13 protein-coding genes are annotated in these 16,348 nt (G+C 74.6%); 6 read left to right on the forward strand and 7 right to left on the reverse strand.

The window, feature by feature from the left end; genetic code table 11:
- Nucleotides 1-768, reverse strand: coding sequence for a peptidoglycan recognition protein family protein (locus IEZ06_RS14375; RefSeq protein WP_189237176.1), 768 nt, complete (start codon nt 766-768; stop codon nt 1-3).
- Nucleotides 769-1,060: 292 nt separating this feature from the next.
- On the opposite strand from IEZ06_RS14375, the gene IEZ06_RS14380 reads away from it, so the two are divergent.
- The 4 genes from IEZ06_RS14380 (at nt 1,061) to IEZ06_RS14395 (ending at nt 5,743) form a co-directional block, all read left to right on the forward strand.
- Nucleotides 1,061-3,802, forward strand: a complete 2,742-nt coding sequence (locus tag IEZ06_RS14380) for a sensor histidine kinase (RefSeq protein ID WP_189237177.1) — start codon at nt 1,061-1,063, stop codon at nt 3,800-3,802.
- A 196-nt stretch (nt 3,803-3,998) separates the two neighbouring features.
- Nucleotides 3,999-4,190, forward strand: coding sequence for a hypothetical protein (locus IEZ06_RS14385; RefSeq protein WP_189237178.1), 192 nt, complete (start codon nt 3,999-4,001; stop codon nt 4,188-4,190).
- A gap of 58 nt (nt 4,191-4,248) precedes the next feature.
- On the forward strand, nt 4,249-4,482 hold the full coding sequence (locus IEZ06_RS14390; RefSeq protein ID WP_189237179.1) for a hypothetical protein: 234 nt from the start codon (nt 4,249-4,251) through the stop codon (nt 4,480-4,482).
- A 145-nt stretch (nt 4,483-4,627) separates the two neighbouring features.
- Nucleotides 4,628-5,743, forward strand: a complete 1,116-nt coding sequence (locus IEZ06_RS14395) for a DUF5925 domain-containing protein (protein WP_229798125.1) — start codon at nt 4,628-4,630, stop codon at nt 5,741-5,743.
- Nucleotides 5,744-5,786: 43 nt separating this feature from the next.
- Here IEZ06_RS14395 and IEZ06_RS14400 read toward each other — a convergent pair whose 3' ends face one another.
- From IEZ06_RS14400 to IEZ06_RS14420, 5 genes are all read right to left on the reverse strand, one after another.
- Nucleotides 5,787-6,272 (reverse strand): ATP-binding protein, encoded by a 486-nt coding sequence (locus IEZ06_RS14400; protein ID WP_189237180.1) that lies wholly within the window; start codon nt 6,270-6,272, stop codon nt 5,787-5,789.
- A gap of 165 nt (nt 6,273-6,437) precedes the next feature.
- Entirely contained in the window at nt 6,438-7,250 is an 813-nt protein-coding gene (locus tag IEZ06_RS14405; protein ID WP_189237181.1) for a DUF1206 domain-containing protein, read from the reverse strand.
- 110 nt (nt 7,251-7,360) lie between these two features.
- Entirely contained in the window at nt 7,361-8,299 is a 939-nt protein-coding gene (locus IEZ06_RS14410) for a Ppx/GppA family phosphatase (RefSeq protein ID WP_189237182.1), read from the reverse strand.
- A gap of 15 nt (nt 8,300-8,314) precedes the next feature.
- On the reverse strand, nt 8,315-9,049 hold the full coding sequence (locus IEZ06_RS14415; RefSeq protein ID WP_189237183.1) for a class I SAM-dependent methyltransferase: 735 nt from the start codon (nt 9,047-9,049) through the stop codon (nt 8,315-8,317).
- 76 nt (nt 9,050-9,125) lie between these two features.
- Nucleotides 9,126-9,482, reverse strand: coding sequence for a winged helix-turn-helix transcriptional regulator (locus IEZ06_RS14420; RefSeq protein WP_229798137.1), 357 nt, complete (start codon nt 9,480-9,482; stop codon nt 9,126-9,128).
- Nucleotides 9,483-9,605: 123 nt separating this feature from the next.
- On the opposite strand from IEZ06_RS14420, the gene IEZ06_RS14425 reads away from it, so the two are divergent.
- Both IEZ06_RS14425 and IEZ06_RS14430 read left to right on the forward strand, forming a co-directional pair.
- The gene (locus IEZ06_RS14425; protein ID WP_307811801.1) at nt 9,606-10,565 is read left to right on the forward strand and encodes an NADP-dependent oxidoreductase; all 960 of its coding nucleotides are present in this window, start codon (nt 9,606-9,608) and stop codon (nt 10,563-10,565) included.
- 293 nt (nt 10,566-10,858) lie between these two features.
- On the forward strand, nt 10,859-11,494 hold the full coding sequence (locus IEZ06_RS14430) for a CHAP domain-containing protein (RefSeq protein ID WP_189237185.1): 636 nt from the start codon (nt 10,859-10,861) through the stop codon (nt 11,492-11,494).
- A gap of 24 nt (nt 11,495-11,518) precedes the next feature.
- Here IEZ06_RS14430 and IEZ06_RS14435 read toward each other — a convergent pair.
- On the reverse strand, nt 11,519-16,348 hold a 4,830-nt coding region (locus IEZ06_RS14435), incomplete at its 5' end, for a type I polyketide synthase (protein WP_189237186.1).

Consider the following 16,348-nt stretch of genomic DNA (forward strand, 5'->3'; position numbering starts at 1 on the left):
TCAGGTGATCGGTTCCTGCCAGGTCGCGTTCCAGGTGAGGCGGTCGACCGCGCCGGTCGCGGTCAGGTCCTTCTCCTCCTGGAAGGCCCGGCACACGTCCCGCGACTGCTCGCCGTACAGGCCGTCGACCTCGATGGCCCAGCCGCGCTTGCGCATCTGCTGCTGCCAGGTGCGGACGTCCTCGCCGGCCATGACCGGAGGGTACTTGAGCGTCCGGCCGGGGAACGACGGGTGCGGCTCGGGCGGGTTGGGGGCGCCGCCGGGCCGGGGAGCGCCGCGCCGCACCCAGGCGTAGAGCGGCTCGCCGGGGCAGGAGGTCGCGTATCCGTCGCGGTGGCCCTTGATCTCCCGGCCCGCGCCGCCGCGCTCCCGGAGGTACTCGACGGCGTCGAGGATGCCGTGCAGGATGTTGTCGGTGGGCTGGACCAGGCCGGAGGAGCCGACCAGGCCGAGCACGGCGTAGTGGCCGCTGTTGAGCCCGGAGCCGTTGGCGGCGGGCAGGCGCCTGGGTCCCCGCCCTTCGAACACCTTCCGGTGCGGACAGACCACTAACGAGTAACCTATGTCCATCCAGCCGTTTCCATCCATATGGCTGTTCTGGATGGATTTCACCAGGGCCACGCACCGGGTGTGGTCGTTGACGATCCCGGGATCGACCCGGCCGCCGGTGTAGTGGACCTTCACGCCCCTGGTGGAGCTGATCTGCGTGTACGAACCGCGCGGTTGGCGAGCACCCCATTCGCGCCGGGTGACGAGGTCGATGGCCACGGAATCTCTCCAGGGGGATTCGATTGTCGGGGGAATGACCGGAGCGTAACGGGTCGCGCGGTGCGACACGGGACGGTTCGCCAACCGGTTCCCGATCGGACACCGGCCCGGCCCGCCTCCGGACGGGGAGGCCCCGACTCCCTTTCCCCGAGAAGCGCGTCCAAACGCTTCCGCCGGCCGCCCTCACCCGCGGACGGCGAGCAGAAAATGGGATTCTCAGCACAACATAGGGCATAAACGGTTTACATCTACCGATTTCTCACTGACGAGAGATCCACGGGGAGATGGGCACATGACGACGGAAGACCGCGTCCGTGATCCGGAGCGGCTCGAGGCGCTGCGCTCGACCGGCCTGCTGGAGGCGCGCCGGGTGCCGCTGCTGGACCAGGTGACCCGGATGGCGGTCCGGCTGCTGCGCGTGCAGGCGGCGCTGGTGACGCTGATCGCCGAGGACCGGCAGGTCATCCTCAGTTACACCGGGGCCGGAGGGCTCCCGCCCTCCCGGGACGTTCCCCTGTCGCAGTCCATGTGCCGGCATCTGCTCGTCGACGACGCCCCGCTGGCGGTGGACGACGCCCGGTGCGACGAGCGGTGGCGCGACATCGGCGCCGTGGCCCGCGGTGAGCTGGCCGCCTACGCCGGAACGCCGCTGCACGCCCCCTGCGGTCAGCCCCTGGGCGCCCTGTGCGTGATCGACGGCCGCCCCCGCGCGTGGGGCCGGGAGGAGCTGGAGACCCTGGGGAGCCTGGCCGTGATGGCGGAGGCGGAGATCTCCTCGCGGTCCGCGGAGCGGGCCCGGCAGGAGCTGCAGGAGGAGCGCATGTTCCTGTCGGCCCTGCTGGACAGCCTCGACGTCCCGGTCTCGGCGTGCGACACCGAAGGCCGGATCGTCCGGTTCAACCAGCCGATGCGCGAGGCCCTCCAGGGGCCGGAGACCCCGGTGCACAGCAGTCACTGGGCACAGGCCTACCAGCTGTTCGACGCCGACGGCAAGCACCTGCTGAAGGAGGGGGATCTGCCCCTGGTCCGGGCCCTGAGGGAGCGGTTCACCGGCCAGGAGGTGATGGTCCGCCGTCCCGGACGGCCCGCGCGCCGCTACCTGGTCAACGGCCACCCGCTCGACTCCCCCACCGGGCAGCGCCTCGGCGCGGTGAACGTCGGCCATGACATCACCGCCCAGCACCGCCTCCACGCGCTCCGCGACACCCAGCACGCCGTGATCAAGGCGCTCGCCGACGCCGGCTCCGCCGAGCAGGCCGCCTGCGGCGTGATCGGCGCGATCGGCGGCACGCTCGGCTGGGCCTGCGGCGAGTACTGGCAGGTCGATCCCGGCGGGGAGCGCGTCTCCCGCACCGGCTCGTGGACGCGGCCCGGCCGGGACCTGTCGGCCTTCACCGGCCCGGATGCGATGACCGTCCGCTCCGGGCAGGGCTTTCCCGGCCGGGTCGTCACCGCTGCGCGCCCGGTGTGGATCCGCGACCTGAACACCGAGCCGGACCGGCTCGTCCGCGACGGGGAGGCGCTCGAGGCCGGCCTGCGCACCGCCGTCGGGCTGCCGGTGCGCAGCGGCGAACGGGTGCTGGCCGTGCTGACCTTCTTCACCGACACCGCCGAGGAACCCGACGACGACCTGCTCGACCTGCTCGGTGGCGTCTGCGCGCACGTCGGCCGCTTCATGGAGCGCCGCCGCGCCGAGGACCTCGCCCTGGCCCTGACCGCCAGCCGGCGCCGCTTCGACCGGGTCGTCGCCCAGCTCGACGACCTGGTGTGGAGCGCCGAGATCGAGGAGGACGGCGCGGCCCGCTGGATCTACCAGGGCGGGAGCACCGCCGGGATCCTGGGCGGCCACGTCCCCCTCGGCGTCGACGCCGCCGCCGTCATCGGCGACCAGGTCCACCCCGACGACCGGCAGGCCTTCGGCGAGCTGCTCGCCGGGGTCCGCGCCGGGCGGCCCGTCCAGGCCGAGTACCGCCTCATCGGCCTGGACGGCGTCACCCGCTGGATCTGGACCCGCGCCTTCCCCCGCCGCGAGGGCGGCCGCCTGCTGGCCGACGGCATCTCCACCGACGTCACCGAGCGCCACCGGATCGCCGAGGAGCGCGAGCACCTGCTCGCCCAGGAACGCGAGCAGGTCCGCCGCCTGCGCGACCTGGACCGGATGAAGGACGAACTCGTCGCCCTGGTCAGCCACGAGATCCGCGCCCCCGTCGCCGTCATCCGCAGCTACGCCGAGATGCTCGCCGACCTGCCCGGCCTGACCGACGAACCCCGCATGTTCGCCGACGTCATCGACCGCAGGAGCGCCCACCTGCAGCACCTCGTCGACGACCTGCTCGACCTGGCCCGCCTGGACGCCGGCCACATCGCCGTCGACCCCCGGCCCGTCTCGCTGACCCGGCTGGTGCGCCAGGCCGTCGACGACCACCGCGCCGCCGCCGCGGCCAAGCACCTGACCGTCGACGTGGACCTGGCCCTGCACCTGCCCGCCCGCGCCGACCCGGTACGGCTGCGCCAGGTCCTCGACAACCTGCTGTCCAACGCGATCAAGTACACCCCCGGCGGCGGCACCGTCACCGTCACCGCCGGCTGCGACGCCGGCCACGGCGCCCCCGGCCACAGCGCGCCCGACCACGGTGCCGCCGGGGACGGCGCGTCCGACCACGACGCGCCCGACCACGACGGCCGCCGAAGCCGGAAGCACGACGGAGGAAAGTCCCCGCCCCGGGAGGCGGAGACCTGCCGGAGCGGAACGGTCGCGGTCACGGTGGCCGACACCGGCATCGGCGTCCCCGCCGAGGAGTACCCCCGCCTGTTCGACCGGTTCTTCCGCGCCTCCACCGCCCGGCGGGCCGGGATCACGGGCACCGGCCTGGGCCTGGCCGTCACCCGGGCCGTCGTCGAGGCGCACGGCGGCACCGTCACCGCCGCCCCGCGGGAGGGCGGCGGCACCGTCTTCACCGTCCGCCTGCCCACCGCGGGACCGGCCTCCCGAGACCGGCTCGGAAGCGCGCCGATCCGGTCCGATCAGGCGTGATGACTCCGGTCCGCACGGCGCCGCCCGGCCCGGACGCCCCGGGCCGAAGGCGCTGAACGCGCATCCGGAGCGGTCCGGAGACGATCCGATCACGGATGTGGCACGACGGCACAGATCCGGGGACGGCCGGATGGACCGCCGCCCACACACGCGCGAACCGTACCCGTATCGGGCGGGTATCGGTTACCTTGCCCGCATGACCGCGACCCCCCTGACCCCCGACGACCCGGTCCGCCTCGGCGAGTACCGGCTGGCCGGACGGCTCGGCGAGGGCGGGCAGGGCGTCGTCTACCTGGCGCACACGCCCGGTGGCGAGCCCGTCGCGGTCAAGCTGCTCTTCCGCGAGCGCGGGGATTCCGGCCTCCTTCGCCGGGAGGTGGGCCGGTGACGACATCACCTCGACCAACCCGCTCTCCCCGGGCGGGACGAGGATCGAGGTCGAGCTGGTGGCCGGCGACGACGACGCGGCGTGGGCCGAGCCGGCCCACGGCTGCAAGGGCCGGATCACGCTGAAGACCGTCGAGGAGGACACGCTGACGTTCGAGCTGGGGCAGGGCACCGGCTGCGTCGCCGGGACCGTCTGGCTCACCCGCAAGGGCCGGCTGCTCACCTACACCTGGAAGGACGTCCCCGGTCTCGGCATCGTCACCCAGACCGGCGACCTGGCCAGGACCTCCTGACCCCGGCGCGGCGCGCGGGCGGCGGTCCGCGGGAAGGCTCCGCGGAGCCGTACGGCCCGGCGCGGGCCCGTGCGGCGCCCTCCGGGACGGACGGAAACCGGAAAACCCATCGACCTCCGCGCTCGCAGACGGGATCATTACCGGCATGTCCGTGTTGAAGGAGGTCCCTTTCCCCTCGGAGCAGCAGCAGGCGGAGCTGCCCATGAACATCTGGCTCGACGACGGCGACACCGCGGTGGACGTCATCGACGCGCTCGCACTCTCTCCGTTCGCCACGGGGACGCAGCCCTGGGCCCGCACCGCGACCCTGGAGCGCGTGCGTTCCGACGCACCGCTCATGCCCGCCGGCGGGACCCTCGTCCGCGCCGCCGGGGAGGAGGACGGCCGGGAGTCGCGGCTGGTGACCGGTGAGGGCTGGACGCTGCGGGTGATCCGCTACAAGAGCCGTTCGGCCACGGTCAGCGTGACCGCGGTCAGCGAGGAGCTCGCCCGTTCGGTGATCGAGGAGACCGTCAGGGACGCCACCGAGCCCGCCCCCGAGGACGACCACGTCCAGATGGGCTTCTGGTGGCAGAGCGACCACGGCAGCCGCCGTTCCGGCAAGCCGATCACCACCTCGCCGTGGGCGGAGGTGAGCGGCAACTACGCGCGCTCGCTGCACGAGCCGATCTCCCGGCTGATGTCCCTCACCCCCGCGGAGGTGCACGGCCGCCTGCTCCTGCTGCACGGCCCGCCGGGCACCGGCAAGACCACCCTGCTGCGCACGCTCGCCCACGAGTGGCGGTCGTGGTGCCAGGTGGACTGCGTGCTCGATCCGGAGCGGCTGTTCGGTTCGCCCGGCTACCTGATGGAGGTCGCGGTCGGCTCGGACTCCGCCCAGGACGGCGAGAAGTGGCGCCTGCTGGTTCTGGAGGACTGCGACGAGCTGATCAGGAACGGCGCCAAGGAGGCCACGGGACAGGGTCTGTCCCGGTTGCTCAACCTCACCGACGGACTCCTCGGCCAGGGCCGCGACGTGCTGGTGGCCATCACCACCAACGAGGACCTGGCCCGCCTCCACCCGGCCGTGGTCCGTCCGGGCCGCTGCCTGGCCCAGCTGGAGGTGGGCGCGCTGCCGCACGACGAGGCGGCGGCCTGGCTCGGCACCGCCGAGGACGTCTCCCCCGAGGGGGCCACCCTCGCCGAGCTGTTCGCGCTGCGGGACGGCTTCGCGCAGCGGACCGCGGCCGTCCCGGCCGTCTCCACCGGTCTCTACCTCTGACCCCGCCGGTCGTCCTCCGGCTCGTCCGGGAGACGACCGGTGCTCACCTGACGCCGGCCAGGCGGGGTCTGGACAGCTCGGCCGACTCCAGTTCGAGCTCGAACCAGACCCGGTTCGAACCCGCCCGGCGGACCAGGCCCCACCGGTGGGCCAGCGCCTCCAGCAGCGGGAGGCCCCGGCCCCCGGTCGCCTCGTCCGAGGCGTGGCAGACGCAGGGCGCCGAGGAGGAGCCCTCGTCCTGGACGCTCACCCGCACCCCGCGGACCGAGCAGGAGATCCCGAGGACGAACGCCCCGCCCCTGCCGGACCGGGAGTGGACCACCGCGTTGGTGACGATCTCGCTGGTCAGCAGCACGCAGTCGTCGTGCAGCGGGTGGTCCCGGCCCAGGGTCGCGGAGACCAGGCGGCGGGCCCGCATCACCTGTTCGGGAGAGCCCGCCAGGCGGAGGACCCATTCGCCGCCGATCCACCCGCCCGGCTCTCCGCCCGGCTCTCCGCCGAGATCTTCGTCGTACTCCGACAGGTCCATACAGCCCTCCCGATGCTGTCCGCGACTCTGGGAAGACGCGGGGCTCGGAAGGTGCGATGTCACGGAAAAGTAGGAATGGGATGGCTTACCGGACAGTCAGCTCGGACTTGCTCCGCGGGCCTTCTCCTGCGTGCCCGCCTCCGCAGCCACAGGCGCCTCCTTCCGTCACACCCGGTGCCAGCGCGCCTCGAAGAAGCAGTAGACCGCGAACAGGAGCAACCCGACCGCGACGAGTCCCAGCAGCCACGGGCCCACCGGGGTCTCGGCCAGCGAGCGGAGCGTCGAGTCGATCCCCTTCGCCTTGTCGGGGTCGTAGGTCACCGCCGCCTGGACGACGAAGACACCGGCCACCGCGGCGATCACGCCCCGGGCGAGGTAACCGGCCATGCCGAGCTTCTCGGCCAGGTCCCTGGCCCTGGCCGGCATCTCACCGGTCCGCAGGTCCTGCAGGAACTTCTTCTTCCAGCCCTTGTGGACCCAGTAGGCGCCCAGGGCGATCAGGCCCAGCCCGACCAGGCCGACGAGGAACCGCCCGCCGGGCCACTCCATGACCTGCGCGGTGAGGTCCTGGGAGTGCTGGTCGGTGGAGCCGCCCGAGTCCCCGCGCAGCAGCAGGCCCAGCAGCGTGGCCACGATCAGGGCGTAGACCGCCGTGCGCCCGGCCGACTCGGCCCGGTCCTTGGTCCGGCCCCGGCCGATCACCGCCTCCGAGAGCTGCCAGAGCGTCAGGGCGGCGAAGCCAACCACCATCAGCCAGAGCAGCACGTTCCCGAAGGGCTGCTCCTGGACCATCTCGATCGCTCCGGTCTTGTCGGCCTCCTTGCCGCCGCTGCCGCCGCCGAAGGCGATCTGCAGCGCCAGGAATCCGATCAATCCGTAGAGGACGCCGCGGCAGGCCATGCCGAGACGGGCCAGCCTGTCCAGTGTCTGACTGTTCGCCGCTCTGCGCGCGGCGCCTTCCACCTGTGCGCTGTTCATAACCATGCGCTCTTACCTCACAAAGAAGGCGCAAACCTTCCCGCGACCAGGTGTGAAGGACTTACCCCGGGGCAACGCCGCCACCCCGGGCAGGACGGCAGGACGGCGGCTCAGCCCGGCAGCGCGTCCAGCCGCCGCAGGATGACCCCTTCGCGCAGCGCCCAGGGGCAGACCTCGAGCTCCGCCACGCCGAACAGGTCCATCGCGGCGTCCGCGACGATCGCCCCCGCCGGCAGCTGCCGCACCCTCCCTGCCGACACCCCGGGGAGCCCTGTCCGCTCCCGGACGTCCATCGCGGCGAGCCGGCCGGTCCACCCGGTCAGGTCCGCGTGCCGGAGCGACCTGCGGGCGTTCTCCCCGTCGGCCGAGGGCGCGGCCCCGGCGATCCGCGCCAGCTGCTTGAACGTCTTGGACGTCGCCACCGCGTGGTCGGCCTGGCCGTACCGGGCGACGTCGCCCACCGAGCGGGCGATCTCCGCCCGGACGTACCGGCGCAGCGCCCGCACCTCCTCGGCGGGCGGCGGGTCGGCGGTGAACCAGTCGCGGGTCAACCGGCCCGCGCCCAGCGGCAGCGAGACCGCCACGTCCGGCTGCTCGTCGATCCCCGAGGCGATCTCCAGCGATCCCCCGCCGATGTCCAGCACCAGCAGCCGCCCCGAGGACCAGCCGAACCACCGCCGCACGGCCAGGAACGTCAGGCGGGCCTCGTCCTGCCCCGAGAGCACCTGGATGTCCACCTGTGTGGCGGCCTTGATCCGCTCCAGCACGTCGTCGCCGTTGACGGCCTCCCTGACCGCCGACGTGGCGAAGGCCATGAGGTCCTCGACGCCCTTGTCCTCGGCGATCCGCAGGGCCTCCTCGACGAACCCGTGCAGCCGCGCCGCGCCGGTCTCGGAGAGCCGGTCACCGCCCTCCGCGCGCTCGACGTGCTCGGAGAGCCTCAGCTCCACCTTGTGGGAGTAGGCGGGCAGCGGACGGGCCCCCCGATGGGCGTCCATCACCAGGAGGTGGACCGTATTGGAACCGACATCAAGAACGCCCAGTCGCATGGGTTGAAATTACTACTATTCCGAACTTGTCCCGTCCGGGATCCGGCGGTGCACGCTCACCGCGTATCCCCCGCCGTCGTAGGGGTCGCCGTCCCACGTCGCCATACGCCGCTCCAGGACCAGTCCCGCCGCCTCGCACCAGGCGTCGTACTCCGTCAGCCCCACGGTGGCCGAGGCCAGCGGAAGGTGCGCGGCGTCCAGCCCGAACCCGGCCACCAGCAGGCCGCCCGGCCGCAGCAGGGCGGCGAGCCGCCGTACGGCCCGCGCCTCGGTTCCCGGCGCCAGCAGCGGGATCACGTTCCCGGCGGCGACCACGAGGTCGAAGGGCCTTCCCGGGCCGGAGGCGTCCGGCAAGGCCGCGCCCGGCGCGGACGCGTGCGGACCGGAGGCGTCCCGGCCGGGAGCGCCCGGACGGGAGACGTCCGGACCGAACGCGCCCGGGTCGAGCGTGCTCAGGTCCCCCCTCACCCAGGTCAGCCCGGGCGCCCGGCTCCGAGCCACCGCGAGCATGGACTCGTCCAGGTCGACGCCCGCGCACGCGTAGCCCAGCTCCGCCAGCCGAATCGCCACCCGCCCCGTGCCGCACCCGGCGTCCAGCACCCGCGATCCCGGCGGCGCGAGCGCCGCACACAACCGCGCCTCCCCGTGCACGTCCGCCCCGGAGGCGGCGAGCTCGGCGAACCGCGCCGCGTACCGCTCCCCCGCGTCCTCGCCCGCGATCTCCGCCCAGCGGCTTCTCGCTTCTTCCATCCGCCCAGGATCCCACTCCGTCCGCGCGCGGCCGCACGCCCGCGGACAGGCCGGGACCGGACCGGGACGACGGATGTCACACCCGGCGGATGTCGTCCAGGTTCCGCTCGACCCAGCCGCGCAGCGCGGCCAGCGGTTCGGCGACGCCGAAGCCCAGGTCGGTCAGTTCGTACTCCACGTGCAGCGGGACGGCCGGGTAGACCGTGCGGTCCACGAACCCGGACTCCTCCAGGCGGCGCAGGGTCTGGGTGAGGACCTTGGGGCTGACGCCCTCCAGCCGGCGCTGCAGCTCGCCGAAGCGCCGCGGGCCCTCCTCCAGTGCGCCGATCACCAGTGCCGTCCACTTGCTCGCCAGCAGGTCGAGCACGCCCCGGCAGGGGCACTGGGCGGCGTAGACGTCGTGCTTGTCGTGGCGGCCCGTGGTGCAGGTCATGGACACGGCCGACCCCTTCCTCCCTGGATGCTTCCCAAAGGTAAGTAGAAGCCCTTGATGGTTACTGGGGTCATCAGGATAGCGTCGCCGGCGTCGCCAACCCCCATCGGCAAGGAGGAGAACATGGCGCTCATGCGCGCTGTCAGCCAGGACGCCTTCGGCGGTCCCGAGGTCCTGCGCACCGTGGACCTGCCGCGGCCCGAGCCGCTGCCCACCGAGGTCCTGGTGCGCGTGGTGTCCGCGGGGCTCAACCCGGTCGACGTCAAGACCCGCGAGGGCGGGGGCATCGCCGGAGTGCTGGGCGAGCCCCCCTTCGTCCTCGGCTGGGACGTCTCCGGGGTCGTGGAGGAGGTCGGGTTCGGGGTGCACAACCTGCGCCCCGGGGACGAGGTGTACGGCATGCCGTGGTTTCCCCGCCAGGCCGGCGCCTTCGCCGAGTACGTGACCGCCCCCTCCCGGCAGTTCGCCCTCAAGCCCCGCTCGGTGGGCCACGACGAGGCCGCCGCCGTGCCGCTGGCCGCGCTGACCGCGTGGCAGGCCCTGGTGGACGCCGCCGGGATCCGGCCGGGCCGGCGCGTGCTCGTGCACGCGGCGGCGGGCGGCGTCGGGCACTTCGCGGTCCAGTTCGCCAAGCACCTCGGCGCGTACGTGATCGGCACCGCCCGCTCCGGCAAGCACGAGTGGCTGCGCGGGCTCGGCGCCGACGAGCTCGTCGACTACACCTCGGTCCGGTTCGAGGAGACCGTCGAGGACGTCGACGTGGTCATCGACCTGATCGGTGACGACCACGACGCCACCGGCACGCGCTCCCTGGACGTGCTGGTCCCCGGCGGCCTGCTCCTCGCGGTGCCCTCCGGCGTCTCCCCCGAGCTGGCCCGGCGGGCGCAGGAGCGCGGCCTGCGGGCGAGCGCGTTCCTCGTCGAGCCCGACGGCCCCGCGCTGGCCCGCATCGCGGAGCTGATCGACGACGGCCGGGTCCGGATCGAGGTCGAGGAGGTCTTCCCGCTGGAGCGGGCGGGCGAGGCGCACAAGCGCCTCGCCGAGGGCCGGACCCGGGGCAAGCTGGTGCTCCGCGTCGGCTGACGCCACCGCGGAGGAGACCGCCACGTGGAGGACGCGGCCGCTACCGGGCGGGGACGGCAGGCGAGGAGGGCGGGCCTCCCGGGAGGGTCGCGCTGAGGGCGGACGTCCGGGGCGGGCCGGACGAGCCTTTCCCGCCGCGGGCAACCGTACGGCACCTCTCCCGCTCTCCTGCTGCTACGTCGCGCGGGCCCAATGGATGAAGGCGGCCGGTTCCCGGCCGCACCGGCCCGGCGGCCGAGCGCCACAGCCGGGCCGGGACCGTCCCGCTCCCGACGAACGGACCTCCTTCCTCCATGATCTCCTTCGCCCGGTTCACCACCCGTACCCGTGTCATGGCCGCCGTCCTGGGCGCGAGCCTCGCCGGCGGAGTGGCCCTGGCCGCGGGCGCCCTGGCGACCGGCCCGGCCCCCTCCGCCACCGGCGCGAAGGCGCCCGGCGTGACCGCTCAGGACCTGCTGAGGATCGCCGAGGGCCAGATCGGCGTGGAGGAGAACGACCGGGGCGGCGGCACCAGGTTCCACAAGTGGTACATGGAGTCCCAGCGCGCGCGGGAGACCGTCGAGCGCGACGGCGGGAACGTCAGGGCCTACGCCAACGCCCCCTGGTGCGCGATGTTCGTCTCCTGGGTCGGCGAGCAGGCCGGTCTCCGGCCCACCGTGGGATGGGACGCCTACACCGTGACCTACGCCCAGTGGTTCAAGGCCAACGACCGCTGGGGCGGGAAGGCCGCCCCGGGCGCGGTCGTCTTCTTCGACTGGAAGCGGGGCGACAGCCTGGCCGGCATCGACCACGTCGGCCTGGTCGAGGAGGACAACGGCGACGGCACGATCACCACGATCGAGGGCAACACCGGCAACGGCAAGGTCGAGCGGCGCGTCCGCCCCAAGGCCGAGGTCGTCGGCTACGGCTACCCGCGGTACGCGGCCTGACCCGCGGAGCGCACGCGGGGAGGCTCAGCCCCGGCCGTCGCCGGAGGCGTCCGGGTCCTCGATCCGGGCCAGCAGCAGGGCGCCGAGGTCGGCGATCGACCGGCGCTGCAGCAGGACCGCGACCGGCAGGCTCACCTCCAGGTCGAGGGCGACGCGGTTGCGCAGCTGGACCGCCATCAGGGAGTCGAAGCCCAGCCGGTGCAGGCGCTGGGCCCCGTCGACCTTCTCCCTGGGGAGCTGGACGACCGCGGCGACCTGCGCGCACAGGTAGTCGACGACGAGCCGGCCGGCCTCCCCGGGCGCGCACCCGGTGAGCGCCTCCCGGGTGAGGGCGGGCGCGGCGGTCCCGTCCGCCGGACCCTCCTGCACGAGTTCCCGCAGCAGGGAGGCCGAGCGCAGGGCCGGGAAGTAGTGCGTCCACCTGGCGGGGTCGAAGGACATGACGCCCGCCTGGACCGGCGGATCGGCGAGCAGGCGCCCGAGGATCGCCAGCGCGTCCTCGGGGGCGAACCCGTCGAAGCCGCGCTCGGCCAGGCGCAGGTCCTTGTCCGCCTTGGCGACCTGCCCGGTGGCGGCCCACTGGCCCCAGTTGACGCTGAGGGCCGGCAGCCCCCGCGCCCGCCGGTGCTGGGCGAGGCCGTCGAGGTAGGCGTTGGCCGTGGAGTAGTTGCCCTGGCCCGGCGAGCCGATCAGCGAGGCCGCCGAGGAGTAGAGCAGGAAGAAGTCCAGCGGCAGGTCCCGGGTGAGCTCGTGCAGGTACCACGCTCCGGCGACCTTGGGCGGCATCGGCGCGAAGAACCTGGCGCGGTCGAGCTGGGCCAGCGTCCCGTCGTCGAGGACGACCGCGGAGTCGACCACGCCGCGCAGGGGCGGCATGCGCCGGGCGATCCCGTCCAGGAGCCCGGCCAGGTCCTCGCGGCGGGTGATGTCGGCCGCGGCCTCGAGCACCTCCACCCCGGCGGCGGTCAGCGCGGCGATCCGGTCCCGCGCCTCGGCGGGGGCGCCGCTCCGGCCCACCAGGACGAGGTGGCGGGCGCCGTGCGCGGCGAGCCACTCGGCGGTGAGCAGCCCCACTCCGCCGAACCCGCCGGCGATCAGGTAGGTCGCGCCGGAGCTCACCGGGACCGGCCGCGCGGCCGGGAGCGGCCGGTGCCGGAGGCGGGCGGCCCGGCGGCTCCCGGCCCGCAGCACGAGCTCGGTCTCCTGCCCGCCGGTCAGGATCTCGTCGCGCAGGGCGCGGAGCACGGCCTCGCCCGGGTCGGCGGGCAGGTCGGCCAGGGAGCAGCGCAGCTCCGGGTGCTCGTAGGGGACCACCCGGCCGAGTCCCCAGACGGCCGTCTGGCCGGGGTCGACGTCCTCGGTCCCGTCCGGCGCCTGCGCGGCGGAGGTGACCAGCCAGAGCCGGGGCGCGGGCTGCGCGCCGTCGGCGGCGAGCGTCTTGACCAGGTTCAGCACGCCGAAGCAGCCGTCCACGGCCTCGGCCCCGGCCACCGCACCGGCCGCCGGGGCGGCCGCCGTTCCGGTGGCGGACAGGTGGACGACGGCCCGGGGCGGCCAGGCCCCGGCCTCGGTCTGCTCCTTGACCAGTCTCCTCCAGTCGTCCTCCGAGCCGGGGTCCAGCACGCGGTGCCCGGCGTCGATCCACCGGTAGCCGTCGCCCGGCCGGACCAGCACCACCCGCCCGCCGTGCTCGGCGAGCAGGGCGCACAGCCGCGCCCCCGCCGGGGAGTCGCTCACGACCAGCCAGTCCCCCGGCTCGCCGCCCGCCTCCGGCACGGGGGCCGGCAGCGCCTCCAGCTCCTGCCAGTGCGTGCCGTACAGCAGCCTGCCCGCCTTCCGCTCGACGACCTCCGGCAGGTCGGACGCCAGCCTCCTGAGCCGGAACCCGGTGACGGAGACGAGCGGGCGGCCCGCGTCGTCGGTGACCAGGACGTCGCCCTCGACCAGGTCCCGCTCCCCCTCCGGGGAGGTGCGCACCGCGCGGGAGAACAGGCGGCGGCCCGCCTCCGGCCTGGCGTGGAACCGGCACACCCCGGTGCGCACCGGCAGATAGGTGTCCTGCGCGGCGCCGGCGGTGTCGAGCAGCGTCATCAGCGGCTGGAGCGCCGAGTCCAGCAGCGCCGGGTGGAGCAGGTAGCGCTCCGCTCCCGCGGCGACGCCCTCGTGCACGGTCAGCTCGGCGACCACCGCCCCGTCGCCCCGGTGGAGCGCCGCGACGCCCCGGAAGGCCCCGGACTGCTCGATGCCGCGGCGCCGCGAGGCCGCGTAGTGCCCGGCCACGTCGAACCGCCCGGGGTAGGCGGACAGGTCGCAGACGTCGATGCCGTCCTCCCGCCCGCCCTCGTCCGCCGTGCGGGGACGGAGCAGCGCGGTGGCGGCCCGCGCCCATTCGACCGGTCCTCCGGAGGGGGCCGGCTCGGCGGTGTAGAGCGTCCAGCGGCGGCTCCCGTCCCCGTCCGCCTCCTCCAGGGCGGCCTGGACGCGCTGGGGGGCTCCGGGGGTCAGGAACAGGGCGCGCTCCATCGTCAACTCCTCCACCTGGAAGGGCCCGCCCGCGTACGCCTCCAGGCCGCAGGCCAGCGCCAGCTCGTGGTAGGCCGCGCCGGGCAGGACCGGCATCCCGTGCACGCGGTGGTCGAGGAGGTACGGCAGGCGGTCCAGGTCGAGATCGAAGTCCCACACGAGCCGGTCGCCGGGGGCCAGGCGCAGCGCCTCCCCGGCGATGGGGTGGCCGGCGCCGTACGCGGAGGCCGCGCGGCCCTTCTCCACCCGGCCCGGCGTCCTCCAGTACCGCTCGTGCTGCCAGGGGTAGGCGGGCAGCGCGACCCGGGCCCGCCCGGCCTGCGCGCCGCGGTGCGAGCCGTACGGCTGCATCCGGCCGAAGTCCACCGCGCGGCCGGCGGCGTACAGCTCCGCCACCGCCTCGCGCACGGCGGCCGGGCCGGGCGTCTCGCGGGTCAGGGCGGTGACGGCCGTCCCGGCGGCGCCGGTGTGGCGCAGGTTCTGCTGGACCGCGCGGGCCAGCAGCGGGTTGGGGCTGAACTCGACGAAGGTGTCGAACCCGGCCTCGGCCAGGCCCTGCACCGCGTCGGCGAACAGCACGGGCAGACGCAGGTTGTCGGCCCAGTACTCCGCGCCCATCTCCGCGCCCCGCTGGAAGCGCCCGGTGACCGTGGACCACATCGGTACGGTGCCGTCCTGCGGGCGCAGCGGCGCCAGGAGCTCCAGGAGCGGCCCGCGCAGCGGGTCCATCTGCGGACTGTGCGAGGCGATGTCCACCTGCACCCGCCGCCCGAAGACGCCCTCGGCCTCCAGGTCGCGCAGGACGGCGTCGATCGCCTCCGGGTCCCCGGCGAGCACGCACGAGGCCGGGGCGTTGTGCACCGCCAGCGCCAGCCGGTCGCCGCCGGCCGCCGCCAGTTCCCCGGCGCGTCCGGCCGTCAGCTCGACGGCGGCCATCGCCCCGCGCCCGCTGGTCGTGCGGATGATCCGGCTGCGGCCGCAGATGATCCGCGCCGCGTCGTCGAGACTCAGGACCCCCGCGACGTGCGCCGCGGCGACCTCGCCCATCGAGTGCCCGACCACCGCGTCGGGCTCGAACCCCCAGGAGCGCCAGAGCCGGGCGAGCGCCACCTGGACCGCGAAGATCACCGGCTGGGCGACGTCGATCCGCGAGAGCCGCGACTCCTCCGGGTCCGCGGTGAGCTCACCGGTCAGCGACCAGCCGGTGTAGGGGTGCATGGCCCGCTCGCACTCGGCGACCGCCGCGGCGAAGACCGGCTCGGCGGCGAGCAGGTCGCGGCCCATCCCGGCCCACTGCGCCCCCTGGCCGGGGAAGACCCACGCGGTCCGGTGCCCCCGCTCGGACTCCTCCGCCTCCCCGCTGCAGGTCCCGTCGGGCCGGTCGCCCCGTGCGAAGGCGTCCAGCCGCGCGGCGGCCTCCTCGCGGGTGCCCGCGACCACCGCGAGCCGGAAGTCGTGGTGGCTGCGCCGTACGCCCGCGGCGGCGGCCACCCGGTGCAGCGGCGTCTCCGTCGAGACGAGCAGGTCCCGGTAGCGTCCCGCGAGCTCGGCCAGCGCCTTCGGGGTGCGCGCGGAGACCGGCAGCAGCACCGGCCGGTCGCCGCGGCCGGCGGCCTCTCCCGGGTCCCCGTCCGCGTCCTCCGGCCGCGGGGCGGGCGGCTCCTCGACCACGATGTGCACGTTGGTGCCGGTGATGCCGAAGCTGCTCACTCCGGCCCTGCGGGGCCCGTCCTGCTCCGGCCACGGCTGGTCCCGGTCGCAGACCCGCACGGCCGTCCGATCCCACGGGATCGCGGGGCTGGGGGTGGAGAAGTTGAGGCTCGCGGGCAGCCGGCCGTACTTGACGCACAGCACGGCCTTGATCAGGCCGGTGACGCCGGCCGCGCCCTCGGTGTGGCCGAGGTTGGTCTTCACCGAACCCACCAGGAGCGGCCGGCCGGACGGACGACCGCGGCCCAGGACCGCGTCCAGCGCGGCGATCTCGACGGGGTCGCCCGCACTGGTCCCGGTCCCGTGGGCCTCCACGTAGGCGACGCTGAGCGGGTCCACCCCGGCGTCGCGGTAGGCCGCCTCCAGCCCCGCCGCCTGGCCGGCGACCTGCGGCGCCATGAAGCTCTCGCCGTGCCCGTCGTTGCTCGCGGCGCCGCCGCGGATCAGCGCGTGGACGCGGTCGCCGTCGGCCAGCGCCCGGGAGAGGGTCTTCAGCACGACGATGCCCACGCCCTCGCTGCGGACGTAGCCGTCGGCGCGGGCGTCGAAGGTCTTGCACTGGCCGTCCGGGGCCATCATCGACCCCTGGGAGAACCCGATCGCGTGGTCGGGGGACAGGAT

This window comes from Planomonospora antibiotica (genome assembly GCF_014647955.1).
Lineage (GTDB): Bacteria > Actinomycetota > Actinomycetes > Streptosporangiales > Streptosporangiaceae > Planomonospora > Planomonospora parontospora.

What these genes read in the sequence shown, in the direction of transcription:
- IEZ06_RS14380 (WP_189237177.1), top strand. Translation starts at nt 1,061, where the DNA reads ATGACGACGGAAGACCGCGTCCGTGATCCGGAGCGGCTCGAGGCGCTG.
- IEZ06_RS14385 (WP_189237178.1), top strand. Translation starts at nt 3,999, where the DNA reads ATGACCGCGACCCCCCTGACCCCCGACGACCCGGTCCGCCTCGGCGAG.
- IEZ06_RS14395 (WP_229798125.1), top strand. Translation starts at nt 4,628, where the DNA reads ATGTCCGTGTTGAAGGAGGTCCCTTTCCCCTCGGAGCAGCAGCAGGCG.
- IEZ06_RS14400 (WP_189237180.1), bottom strand. Translation starts at nt 6,272, where the DNA reads ATGGACCTGTCGGAGTACGACGAAGATCTCGGCGGAGAGCCGGGCGGA.
- IEZ06_RS14405 (WP_189237181.1), bottom strand. Translation starts at nt 7,250, where the DNA reads ATGAACAGCGCACAGGTGGAAGGCGCCGCGCGCAGAGCGGCGAACAGT.
- IEZ06_RS14410 (WP_189237182.1), bottom strand. Translation starts at nt 8,299, where the DNA reads ATGCGACTGGGCGTTCTTGATGTCGGTTCCAATACGGTCCACCTCCTG.
- IEZ06_RS14415 (WP_189237183.1), bottom strand. Translation starts at nt 9,049, where the DNA reads ATGGAAGAAGCGAGAAGCCGCTGGGCGGAGATCGCGGGCGAGGACGCG.
- IEZ06_RS14420 (WP_229798137.1), bottom strand. Translation starts at nt 9,482, where the DNA reads ATGACCTGCACCACGGGCCGCCACGACAAGCACGACGTCTACGCCGCC.
- IEZ06_RS14425 (WP_307811801.1), top strand. Translation starts at nt 9,606, where the DNA reads ATGGCGCTCATGCGCGCTGTCAGCCAGGACGCCTTCGGCGGTCCCGAG.
- IEZ06_RS14430 (WP_189237185.1), top strand. Translation starts at nt 10,859, where the DNA reads ATGATCTCCTTCGCCCGGTTCACCACCCGTACCCGTGTCATGGCCGCC.